A 12,094-nucleotide genomic window follows, 5' to 3' on the forward strand; every position below is an offset into this window, starting at 1 on the left:
TCGCCAACTACAGCTTAAGTATCAAGAACGTAGAAACCGCGCGGTGCCGTTCACTTGCCCCTCTGGGGCGCTGCTACTACAGGGGGTCTGCATGCTCACCCTGCTCAATCTGTTGTCCGCCGTCGCCCTGTTGATCTGGGGCACGCACATAGTCCGAACCGGCATCCTGCGGGTTTATGGCACCAATCTGCGACATGTCATCGGCCAGAACATGTCGAAGAAATGGCTGGCGTTCATCGCCGGCATTCTCGTCACCGCCATGGTGCAGAGCAGCAACGCTACGGCGATGCTGGTCACTTCGTTTGTCGGTCAGGGTTTGATGGCGCTGACCCCGGCGCTGGCGACCATGCTGGGCGCCGATGTCGGTACCGCGTTGATGGCGCGGGTGCTGACCCTCGATCTGTCGTGGCTGTCGCCGCTGCTGATTTTCCTCGGGGTGATTTTCTTTCTGTCGCGCAAACAGACGCGGCTCGGGCAGATGGGCCGGGTGTCGATCGGGCTGGGGCTGATCATTCTCGCCCTGCAATTGATCGTCGAGGCCGCTGCGCCGATCACTCACGCGCAAGGGGTGAAAGTGATTTTCGCCTCGCTGACCGGCGACATCCTCCTCGATGCCCTGGTCGGCGCACTGTTTGCGATGATTTCCTACTCCAGCCTCGCCGCCGTGCTGCTCACCGCCACGCTGGCCGGGGCTGCGGTGATCAGCCTGCCGGTGGCAATCGGTCTGGTGATCGGCGCCAACATCGGCAGCGGCATCCTTGCCTTCATGAGCACCAGCATGCAGAACGCTGCCGGCCGCCAGGTTGCGCTGGGGAGTCTGTTGTACAAATTGATCGGTTTGCTGCTGATCATCCCGGTGCTCGATCCGCTGGTGCACTGGATCGATAGCCTTGATTTCAGCCCGCAGGAAATGGTCATCGGCTTCCACCTGCTCTACAACACCGCGCGCTGCCTGATCCTGCTGCCCAGCGTCGGGCCGATGGCGCGGCTTTGTGCGTGGCTGCTGCCGGAGCGGCCGGAGGTCAACGGCACCGCCAAACCGCGTCATCTCGACCCGACCGCACTGGTCACGCCGAGCCTGGCGCTGGCCAATGCCGCGCGGGAAACCCTGCGCATGGGCGATCTGCTCGACAACATGCTCGACGCCTCCCTCGATGTGTTGCGCGGCAAGCAGACCGCCGTCACGCAGGAGATGCGCCGACTGACCGACGACATCGAAGCGCTGTACAGCGCGATCAAGCTATATCTGGCGCAGATGCCCCGCGAGGATCTCGGCGAGCACGACAGTCGGCGCTGGGCCGAGATCATCGAACTGGCAATCAACCTGAAACTCGCCGCCGACCTGATCGAGCGCATGCTGCGCAAGATTCAGCAGCAGAAGACCTCGCAACGGCGTTCGTTTTCCGAAGAAGGCCTGGAAGATCTTGCCGGGCTGCAACAGCAACTGATCGCCAACCTGCGCCTGGGCCTGTCGGTGTTTCTCAGTGGCGACCGCGAAAGCGCGCGGCAGTTGTTGCGGGAGAAACGCCGCTTTCGTGCGCAGGAACGGCGTCTGGCCCATGCGCATGTCAGCCGTTTGCAACGCAAGATCGTTCAGAGCCTGGAGACCAGCTCGCTGCATCTGGAGTTGATCGCCGACATGAAACGGCTCAATTCTTTGTTCTGCAGCAGCGCCTATGTGGTGCTGGAAACGGCGGACACCGGCGCGCTGGCGGTGGATGACATGGCCGACATTACGCATTCGCCTTGAACGTCTGGGGCTGGGGCCAGTCAGTTACAGTGGTTCAGCCTTGAGACCGTCATCGCTGGCAAGCCAGCTCCCACAGGGTTTTGTGAGCGCCGCAGATCCTTGTGGGAGCTGGCTTGCCAGCGATGGGGCCCTGACTGACGACACGGATCTCCAAATCAGCCGTATGGAAGCCTGTTATGCGTTGCCTGTTGTTCGCCTGTCTGTTGCTCGGTTCCCTGCCCGCCTTTGCCCTGGATCGGTTTCAGGTCGAAGGCTATGCGTTGCCCAATGGTTTGCAGCTGATGCTCAAACCCGGCACCGAACGCGGGCATGTGGCGATCCGGCTGGTGGTCGGCGTCGGCCTCGATGACTTCGACTGCGACGAAAAAGAGCTGCCGCATTTGCTCGAACACTTGCTGTTCAGCGGCATCGACGCTACCGGTGAAGGCGGTCTGGAAGAGCGTATGCAGGCGCTGGGCGGGGACTGGAACGCGTTCACCAGCAACGCCGACACCACGTTCGTCATCGAGGCCCCGGCGAAAAACCAGCGCAAGGTGCTCGACCTGCTGCTCGCGCTGCTGACCCAGACACGCATCGACGACAACGCAATCAACGCGGCGAAACGAGTGGTCGAGCGTGAGGACGGCGGGCATTACACCAGGCTGCAACGTTTCCTCGACCGTCAGGACCTCGGTCATACCGCGAGCAATCAACTGGCTGTCGAGCTGGGACTGAAATGCCCGCAGCGCGCCGAAGTCGGCCATCTGACCCAAGAGCAACTGGAGAAGGTGCGCAAGGCCTGGTATGCGCCGAACAACATGACCCTGATCGTCGTCGGCGAACTCGACAAACTGCTGCCGGCCTATCTGGAGCGTACCTGGGGTGAGCTGGAGCCGGTCGAGCCGAGCGAGCACCGCGCGCTGCCGGACATCCGCACCAGCGCCGCCCATGAACGCACCCTCACCCGTGGCTTTATCGGCGACAGCGCCAAGCTGCACTGGCTGGTGCCGGAACCGGTGCTCGACGATCAGTACGACCAGACGTTCGACATTCTCAAGGATTACCTCGACTGGGCGTTGTACCGGCAGATTCGTCTCAACCATGGCTTGTCGTACGGGCCGTGGGCCGAGCGCGAAGTTTTCGGCGGTGTCGGCTTCATGAGCCTCAACGCTGACCTGGATCGCGATGACGTCGACGAAGCCATCCAGGTACTCGATGACCTCAAAGCCGACCTGCTGAAAAACGGCCTCGACCCGAGCACCTTCGCCCGCATCAAACAAGCCGCCATCGCTCACCAGGCCTGGGCCGTGCAGGGCAACAGCGCACTGGCGGACTATTACTGGAGCGCGCTGGCCGACTATCAGGATGGCCGCTTTGCCAATCCCGCGCGGGAGCTGCAAGGGGTGACGCTGGAAGCGGCGAACAAGGCGATGCGCGAGCTGTTGCTGCAGCCGGGGTATATCCGGATCGAGAAGCCTTTGATCAGTGATGATCAGGTGTTGTGGCTGGCTGCAGGTGGGGTCGGTCTGGTGCTGCTGATGTTGATCGGCTGGCGTGTGTATCGTCGCCACAAAATTGCTGGAAGCCATTGATCCTGTGGTGAGTGAGCACTTGTGGCGAGGGGATTTATCCCCGATGGGCTGCGCAGCAGCCCCAATAAGGGCAGCACGGTATATCCAGACAAAATTCGCTCGCAGGATCTACGACGGCTGCGCCGCCGATCGGGGATAAATCCCCTCGCCACAGGGGTCATGCGGCGTTAACCTTTCCGGGATTTTCCCCATATCGTCGTGAACCGCCAAAATGCCAAAACTGACCCTCCTTATCCAGCGCCTTCTCGAGCTGATGAAGCGCTACCCCGGGTTGATCGCGGCGGGTGGTTTCATTTCCGGGGTCGGCAGTTTCATCCTCGTCGATCGCCAACAGGGGCTGGCCAGCTGGATCACGGTGATCATGCTGCTCAGCTGGATCTGGCTGATGCTGGAAAACACCCTGACCGGGCTGTTCACACGGATCTTCAAGCGCGAGATTCCCCAGCCGCTGCTGCGCTACGCGACGCAGATGATCCATCAGGAAAGCCTGTTTTTCGTTCTGCCATTCTTCTTCATCACCACCACATGGAACAGCGGCCAATTTGTCTTCACGGGGCTGCTCAGCGTTGCTGCACTGATCTCCATCGTCGATCCGCTGTACTACAAATGGCTGGCGCCACGGCGCTGGGCGTTTCTCGCGCTGCACACCCTGACCCTGTTCGCCGCCCTGCTCACTGCGTTGCCGGTGATCATGCACCTGACCACCGCGCAGAGTTTCAAATGGGCGCTGGGGATTGCCGTGCTGCTGTCGTTCCCGAGCCTGGCGTCGATCTTCCCGATCCGCACGGTGCGCAATGCCCTGGCGATTCTGTTCATTACCTTCGGCATCGGCGGCGTCGGTTGGGCGCTGCGTTCGTGGGTGCCACCGGCAACGCTGTGGATGACCGACGTGGCGATCAGCACGCAGCTGCAGGATCGCACCCCCGGCGCCAGCCTCGAAACCGTCAGCGCCGAGCAGATCCGCAGCGGCGGGCTCTACGCCTACACTGCGATTAACGCGCCGCGCGGTCTCGACGAGCGGATTTATCACGTCTGGTCCTTCAACGGCAAAGAGGTCGACCGCATCGCCCTCGACATCCATGGCGGGCGCAAGGAAGGCTACCGGGCGTGGACGCACAAACAGAACTTCCCCGGCAACCCGGCGGGCAAGTGGCAGGTGCGGGTGCTGACCGAGGATGGCCAGTTGATCGGCGTGCTGCGTTTCGCAATTACCGACAGCACACCGGCCAAAGAAAAGTAATCCGGTTCGTGCTATTACGTAGGATCTCGTAACGGCCGTACAAGCACGGAGCTTATGACCAGCAGCCCAACCCCCGGCAGTGCCCACCTGGACACCGCGCTCAGCCCTGCCCGCCTGCGCGTAAGCGGCGACTGGACGCTCGCCCACTACACCGCGCTCAAGCATCTGAGCGAAAAGCTCCGCGGCCAGTACGACGCCAACACTTCCATCGATCTGAACGGCCTCGGAGCCCTCGACACCGCCGGCGCCTCGTTGCTGGTCGAGCTGCTCGGTTCCGAACGCTTGGGCAAAACCGCCGAACACCCCGATTGCACCCTTTCAACTGCCGACCGCGCCTTGCTGCAAACCGTGTACTGCTCGCTGAGTGATTTCTGCGTGCCGATCAAGGAGCCGGAAGTCAGCGTCAGCGTGCAACTGCTGACGCGCATTGGCCGCGCGGTGGACAAGGTCTGGACCGACACGCTGCAGCTGCTTGGCTTCGTCGGCCTGATTCTCGAAGTCATCGCCCGTGGTCTGTTGCGACCCAAGCGCTGGCGCATCACACCCATGATCGCGCACATCGAGCAGACCGGTCTCGACGCCGCACCGATCGTGGCCCTGCTGACGTTTCTGGTCGGTGCGGTGGTGGCGTTTCTTGGCGCCACGGTACTGGCCAGTTTCGGCGCGACGATTTTTACCGTGGACCTGGTCGGCTTCTCGTTCCTGCGCGAATTCGGCGTGCTGCTCACGGCGATCCTGATGGCCGGGCGCACCGCCAGTGCGTTCACCGCACAGATCGGCTCGATGAAAGCCAACGAAGAAATCGACGCGATCCGCACCCTCGGCCTCGACCCGATCGAGTTGCTGGTGGTGCCGCGCGTGCTGGCGCTGCTGGTGGCGCTGCCGATGCTGACGTTTCTGGCGATGCTCTCGGGGATTGTCGGCGGCGGCGTAGTCTGCGCAGTGTCGCTGGACATCTCGCCGGCGATGTTCCTCTCGCTGCTGCAATCGGACATCGGCATTCAGCATTTTCTGGTCGGGCTGGTGAAGGCGCCGATCTTCGCCTTCCTGATCGCGGCAATTGGTTGCCTGGAAGGTTTCAAGGTCAGTGGCAGCGCCGAATCGGTCGGCGCGCACACCACCTCCAGCGTGGTGCAGTCGATTTTTGTGGTGATCGTGCTTGATGCGGTGGCTGCGCTGTTTTTCATGGAGATGGGCTGGTGAGTCGTCTACCCCGCGCGCCCTCGGAGGCGGTGATCGAAGTCCGTGGCCTGTGCAATCGCTTCGGCCCGCAGAGCGTGCACGAGAACCTTGATCTGGACGTGTACAAAGGCGAAATCCTCGCCGTGGTTGGCGGCTCCGGTACCGGCAAATCGGTGCTGCTGCGCAGCATTGTCGGGCTGAATCGGCCCAGCGAAGGCATGGTCAAAGTCTTCGGCCAGAACCTGCCGAACCTGGCCGAGCATGAACGCTCGCTGATCGAACGCCGCTTCGGTGTGCTGTTCCAGAAAGGCGCGCTGTTCTCGTCGCTGACCGTGACCGAGAACGTCGCCCTGCCCCTGATCGAACACGCCGGCCTCAGCCGCCACGACGCCGAGCATCTGGCGGCGGTGAAACTGGCGCTGGCCGGGCTGCCGTTGTCGGCGGCGGACAAATACCCGGCATCGCTGTCCGGCGGCATGATCAAGCGCGCAGCGCTGGCACGGGCCCTGGCGCTGGATCCGGACATTCTGTTTCTCGACGAACCCACCGCCGGCCTCGATCCGATTGGCGCGGCGCAGTTCGATCAATTGATCCTGACCCTGCGCGATGCCTTGGGGCTGAGCGTGTTTCTGGTGACCCACGACCTCGACACGCTGTACACCATCACCGATCGCGTGGCGGTGCTGGCGCAGAAGAAGGTGCTGGTTGCCGGCCCTATCGACGTCGTCTCGGAAACCGCCGACGCGTGGATTCACGAATACTTCCACGGCCCGCGCGGCCGCTCGGCGCTGGACGCCGCCAAACTGCTCAACGAGGTCTGATATGGAAACCCGAGCCCATCATGTGTTGATCGGCCTGTTCACGGTGATCGTCGTGGCCGGCGCCCTGCTCTTCGGCCTGTTTCTGGCCAAATCCAGCGTCGACACCGAGTTCAAGGATTACGAAGTGGTGTTCAACGAGGCGGTCAGCGGTCTGTCCAAGGGCAGCTCGGTGCAGTACAGCGGGATCAAGGTCGGTGACGTGGTCAGCCTGCGCCTTGACCCGCAGGACCCGCGCCGGGTGCTGGCGCGGATTCGTCTGGCGGGCGACACGCCGGTCAAGGAAGACACCCAGGCCAAACTGGCGCTGACCGGCATCACCGGCACCTCGATCATCCAGCTCAGCGGCGGCACACCCGAGAGCCCGAAATTGCGCGGGCATGACGGCAAGTTGCCAACTCTGGTCGCCTCGCCCTCGCCTATCTCGCGTCTGCTCAACGACAGCAGCGATTTGATGACCGGCATCAGCGCCCTGCTGCAAAACGCCAACCACATGTTCTCCGCGGAAAACGTCGAGCGTGTGAGCAAGACCCTTGCCCATCTGGAACAGACCACCGGCACCATCAACGACCAGCGCGGCGACATCAAGCAAGCCATGCAGCAACTGGCAACGGTCGGCAAACAGGCCGGCAGCATGCTCGAGCAGACCTCACTGTTGATGCGCAACGCCAACGGCCTGCTTAACGATCAGGGCAAGCAGGCCTTGGGCAGTGCCGAACAGGCGATGAAGTCGCTGGAGCAAAGCAGCGTGACCATCAACGGCTTGCTCAGTAAAAACCAGAATTCACTGGATAACGGCATGCAGGGCCTCAACGGCCTGGCCCCGGCGATTCGCGAACTGCGCGAGACGCTGACCTCGCTGCGCGCCATTTCCCAACGCCTTGAGGCCAACCCCAGCGGCTACCTGCTGGGCAGCGACAAGAACAAGGAATTCACCCCATGAAGCTGACTCGAATCGCCCTGCTCGGCGCTGGCCTGACCCTGATTGGCGCGTGCTCGATCTTGCCCAAGTCGGAACCCTCGGACGTCTACCGCCTGCCCGCTGCACCGGCGCCCGCCTCGGTCAGCCCGGCGACGGTTCAGACGTGGTCGCTGCGCTTGAATAAATTGCAGGCCAGCGAAGCACTGAACCGGCCGAGCATTGCCGTGATTCCGCAGGGCGATGTGATCAGCAGCTACAAGGGCTCGCGCTGGAGCGATCCGGCGCCGGTACTGCTGCGCAATCGCCTGCTCGATGGATTCCAGCGTGATGGTCGAGTGACGCTGCTGAGCACCGACGACAGCAACTTTCAGGCGGATCTGGAACTGGGCGGTAGCTTGCAGGCGTTTCAGACGGAATATCAGGGCACCCAGGCCGGCGTTGTGGTGCGGGTTGATGCGTTGCTGGTGCGTGGTTACGACCAGCGCATCCTCGCCAGCCGCCGTTTTGAAGAACGCCAGCCGTTGAATGATGTGCAGGTGCCAGCGGTGGTTGCCGGGTTTGGCCAGGCCAGTGATCGCCTTACGGCCAAGGTTGTGGCCTGGGCCGTAGAGCAAGGGCAGAAACTCGCCCCCCAAAGGCCTTAAGCCCAACACAATCCCTGTGGGAGCGGGCTTGCCCGCGATGGCGGTGTGTCAGCTACCAGATATTTCGGATGTGCTTCCCTCATCGCTGGCAAGCCAGCTCCCACAGGGTTCTTTATCAACCGAAGAACCAGTAGCAGACCCCGATAGCGCCAATCACTCCGGCAAACTCGGCCAGCAACGCACACCCCACAGCGTGCCGCGCGCGCTGAATGCCCACCGCGCCGAAGTACACCGCCAGCACATAGAACGTGGTTTCGGTACTGCCCTGCACCGTCGCCGCGACCAGCGCCGGGAAGCTGTCGACGCCGGAAGTCTGCATGGTCTCGATGAGCATCGCCCGTGCGGCGCTGCCGGAGAACGGTTTGACCATCGCCGTCGGCAGCGCATCGACGAAGCGCGTGTCCCAACCGGCCCACTCGACCAGATGCCGAATACCGTCCAGGCCGAAATCCAGCGCACCAGAGGCGCGCAACACGCCAACCGCACAGAGCATCGCCACCAGATACGGCAAGAGGTTCTTTGCCACATCAAAGCCTTCTTTCGCGCCTTCGACGAACGCCTCGTAAACCTTGACCTTGCGCAACGCGCCGATCAGCAGAAACAGCATGATCAAGCCGAACAGCGTTAGATTGCCGAGGATCGACGACAATCCCGCCAGCGCCGTTGCAGATAGTGTGCCAAGCAGGGCCATGAAGCCGCCGAGAATCAGCGCGCCGGGCAGCAGATAGGCGAGCACCACCGGGTCCCAGATGCGCAGGCGTTGCATGAAGGCTACGGAGAGGAAACCGACAATGGTCGAGCAACTGGTCGCCAGCAGAATCGGCAGGAACACCAGCGTCGGATCCGGCGCGCCTTGCTGGGCGCGGTACATGAAGATGGTCACGGGCAGCAGGGTCAGCGACGAGGCGTTGAGCACCAGAAACAGAATCTGCGCGTTGCTGGCGATGGTGGCACTGGGATTGAGCTCCTGCAACGCTTTCATGGCTTTCAGGCCGATCGGCGTGGCGGCGTTGTCCAGGCCCAGGCCGTTGGCGGCAAAGTTCAGCGTGATCAGGCCAAGGGCAGGGTGGCCGGCCGGGACTTCCGGCATCAGCCGCAGAAACAGCGGGCCGAGGACCTTGGCCAGCCACTCGACGATCCCGGCCTTTTCGGCGATGCGCAGAAAGCCCAGCCACAGGGTGAGGGTGCCGAACAGCAGTACCATGACTTCGACCGACAGCTTGGCCATGGCGAAAATGCTTTCCACCATCGCCGCAAAGATCCCGGCGTTGCCGCCGATCAGCCACTGCGCCAGCGCCGACACGGCTGCCACGATGAAGAAGCCAAGCCACAGGCCATTAAGCATCAGTCAAATCCCCCGAAGAATGCGGCGAATGATAGCGGGGTCACCAGAAACGACAAACCCCGGATTGCTCCGGGGTTTGTTGGTGGGGCTCGCTCCCACAGGTTTTGCATCAGTTCTTGGAAATTTCGCCGGCCGGCAGTTTTTCCTTGCTGCGCCAGTGCGGCAGGGAGTTCCAGTAGCGCTCGCCCTTGGCGTCGTCGTACATGCCTTCCCAGCGCGCGATAACCAGCACTGCCAAGGCATTACCGATGACGTTCAGTGCAGTACGCGCCATGTCCATGATGCGATCGACACCAGCGATGAACGCCAGGCCTTCAAGCGGGATGCCGACGCTGCCCAGAGTCGCCAGCAGCACTACAAAGGACACGCCCGGTACGCCGGCGATGCCTTTGGAGGTGACCATCAGCGTCAATACCAGCAGCAGTTGCTGGCTGATCGACAGGTCAATGCCATACAGCTGGGCAATGAAGATCGCCGCAATCGACTGGTACAGGGTCGAGCCGTCGAGGTTGAACGAGTAACCGGTCGGTACCACAAAGCTGCAGATGGCTTTCGGCGCGCCGTAGGCTTCCATCTTCTCGATCACCCGTGGCAGCACGGTTTCCGAGGACGCGGTGGAGTAGGCCAGCACCAGCTCATCCTTGAAGATGCGCATCAGCTTGAGCACCGAGAAGCCGAATAGCTTGGCGATCAGGCCCAGCACGACGAAGGCGAAGAAGGCGATGGCGACGTAAACCAGAATCACCAGTTTCGCCAGCGGCAGCAGCGAGGCGAAGCCGAAGTTGGCCACGGTCACCGCGATCAGTGCGAACACGCCGATCGGGGCGTAGTTCATGATCATGTGGGTGACTTTGAACATGCTTTCCGAAACGCCCTGGAACATCTTTACCAGCGGCTCGCGCAGGTCCGACTGCAGGCTCGACAGGCCGAGACCGAACAGTACGGAGAAGAAGATGATCGGCAGCATTTCACCGCGAGCCATGGCCGCGAAGATGTTCGACGGGATCAGGTTGAGGATGGTCTCGATGAACGCATGTTCATGCTGCACTTCGGCGGCGGTCGCCTGGTACTTGGAGATATCCACCGTGCCCAGGGTGCTCATGTCGATACCGGTGCCCGGATGGAACACGTTGGCCAGCATCAGGCCGACAACGATGGCGATGGTGGTGACGATCTCGAAATAGATGATCGTCTTCAGGCCGATACGCCCGAGTTTCTTGGCGTCGCCGACGCCAGCGATGCCGACGATCAGCGAGGAAATGACGATCGGGATCACGATCATCTTGATCAGACGGATAAAGATATCGCCTGCCGGTTGCAGGACGTTGCTGATCCACCAGGCCTTTTCAGCACTGAAGTGGTTGAGCAACGCACCAATTGCAATCCCCAGAATCAGACCGATGAGGATCTGCCAGGCGAGGCTGATTTTTGCCTTCTTCATTATCTTTACCCTTACTTGCGTTTGACTCAGGCACATGCAGGAACTGGAACGCTCATCAGCGGAAAAGTCTGTGCATCTGCCTCCGTATAAGGTGCCCCGAAGCGCGTGTTTACGGCTCTTCGGCAGGCGAAAAAAGGCGCAACTATTCCGATGCAAGGTGGCGCCGTCTAATGCCGTAAACGCCTACCCTATGCCTAATCGGCATGAGCTTTTTCATTTGAAACTGGCGTCCCAAGCGGTTCGATTGTGACATTTGTGCCGGCATAAGTGCCGTGAACCGGCCATTACAGCGTGGCCTGGTTAAATTTTGCACAGGCAAAATCAGCTGAAATTTCCGGAAAAAGTCTGAATCGCAAGACTAGAAGTCACGCTGAAGGAGCGCGATCTTTGTCGATATACGGTCGCCAGGAAACACCGCGAAATGTTTTCCTCGCAGTGTCGACGATTGAAAAAAGGAATTTGGCGTGCTGGATCAATGTTTTAGCGGATTCAAAGCCCAGCGCAGATTCGTCAGACCACCGGGTCGACGAACCTGCGGCGCAGCTTTTACCCTGACCCGGCCCTTGCGCAGGTACTCCCTGTACCCGTAGGTCACTCCGACCCTGTATCAGTCAGAACGTCCCGGCCCCCTGGTCATGCACCGACCCTCATCGGGCGGTGCAATGGAAAGCAGCGGGGCGCTGCTTTCGTGTTCGAAACCTTTGCGCGTCCTGCGTCAGTACCACTTCGGATCTTTCTTCAGGGTTTCCATCAGCAGATCCTGCATGCCCTGATCAGGTTTGCCGAAGAAGCGATAAGTCGCGTGTCGCGTCGGCGACTTGTCCTGCGGCAGACCTTCCGGCACATCGACCAGCATGGCGTAGGCGTCATCCTTGTCGAAGCTGAAGGCCACGATCAAACGGTGATTCAGACACTTGTCCTGACTCTCGCAGAGCGGGCCGACCAGATACTGATCGCCATCTTCCGTAACGGCATGCATCTGTTGTTCGGAGGTGCCGGACAGGTTGATCACCCATTCCGGTACGCGCTCTTCCTTTTTGATCACGCCTTCCCAGGTTTCACGGTACTGCGCGTCGGAGGCGAGCAGTTCGTTGACCCGGGTCTGGCCGTCATTGGCCGCCATGGCCATGGCACTGCCGCCCAGAAGCAGGGCGGCGGCCAATGTCTTGAGACCGATCATC

Annotated in this window: 10 protein-coding genes; 7 read left to right on the forward strand and 3 right to left on the reverse strand. The window is 61.4% G+C overall.

Annotation, left to right across the window (positions count from 1 at the left end; genetic code table 11):
- Positions 1-91: 91 nt before the first annotated feature.
- The 7 genes from BXA01_RS16300 (at position 92) to BXA01_RS16330 (ending at position 8,127) form a co-directional block, all read left to right on the forward strand.
- Complete coding sequence (locus tag BXA01_RS16300; RefSeq protein ID WP_076564797.1) at positions 92-1,750, forward strand: Na/Pi cotransporter family protein; 1,659 nt, start codon at positions 92-94, stop codon at positions 1,748-1,750.
- A 176-nt stretch (positions 1,751-1,926) separates the two neighbouring features.
- A complete protein-coding gene (locus BXA01_RS16305; RefSeq protein WP_076564800.1) occupies positions 1,927-3,321 on the forward strand; it encodes a M16 family metallopeptidase in 1,395 nt (464 codons plus the stop codon).
- Between the two features lie 211 nt (positions 3,322-3,532).
- Positions 3,533-4,561, forward strand: a complete 1,029-nt coding sequence (locus BXA01_RS16310; protein WP_076564802.1) for a DUF5924 family protein — start codon at positions 3,533-3,535, stop codon at positions 4,559-4,561.
- Between the two features lie 54 nt (positions 4,562-4,615).
- Entirely contained in the window at positions 4,616-5,764 is a 1,149-nt protein-coding gene (locus BXA01_RS16315; RefSeq protein ID WP_076564805.1) for an ABC transporter permease, read from the forward strand.
- Complete coding sequence (locus BXA01_RS16320; RefSeq protein WP_056791199.1) at positions 5,761-6,564, forward strand: ABC transporter ATP-binding protein; 804 nt, start codon at positions 5,761-5,763, stop codon at positions 6,562-6,564. The genes BXA01_RS16315 and BXA01_RS16320 overlap by 4 nt, the downstream gene beginning before the upstream one ends.
- 1 nt (position 6,565) lies before the next feature.
- Positions 6,566-7,504: an MlaD family protein gene (locus tag BXA01_RS16325; protein ID WP_016772359.1), complete on the forward strand. Its 939-nt coding sequence runs from the start codon at positions 6,566-6,568 to the stop codon at positions 7,502-7,504.
- Positions 7,501-8,127: an ABC-type transport auxiliary lipoprotein family protein gene (locus BXA01_RS16330; RefSeq protein WP_076564808.1), complete on the forward strand. Its 627-nt coding sequence runs from the start codon at positions 7,501-7,503 to the stop codon at positions 8,125-8,127. The genes BXA01_RS16325 and BXA01_RS16330 overlap by 4 nt, the downstream gene beginning before the upstream one ends.
- A gap of 115 nt (positions 8,128-8,242) precedes the next feature.
- Here BXA01_RS16330 and BXA01_RS16335 read toward each other — a convergent pair whose 3' ends face one another.
- From BXA01_RS16335 to BXA01_RS16345, 3 genes are all read right to left on the reverse strand, one after another.
- On the reverse strand, positions 8,243-9,472 hold the full coding sequence (locus BXA01_RS16335; protein ID WP_076564811.1) for a nucleoside recognition domain-containing protein: 1,230 nt from the start codon (positions 9,470-9,472) through the stop codon (positions 8,243-8,245).
- 109 nt (positions 9,473-9,581) lie between these two features.
- A complete protein-coding gene (gltP, locus tag BXA01_RS16340) occupies positions 9,582-10,913 on the reverse strand; it encodes a glutamate/aspartate:proton symporter GltP (RefSeq protein ID WP_076564814.1) in 1,332 nt (443 codons plus the stop codon).
- 715 nt (positions 10,914-11,628) lie between these two features.
- Positions 11,629-12,093, reverse strand: coding sequence for an inhibitor of vertebrate lysozyme family protein (locus BXA01_RS16345; protein ID WP_016772356.1), 465 nt, complete (start codon positions 12,091-12,093; stop codon positions 11,629-11,631).
- Position 12,094: the final 1 nt, after the last annotated feature.

The sequence above is a fragment of the Pseudomonas sp. B10 genome (assembly GCF_900156235.1).
GTDB lineage: Bacteria > Pseudomonadota > Gammaproteobacteria > Pseudomonadales > Pseudomonadaceae > Aquipseudomonas > Aquipseudomonas siliginis.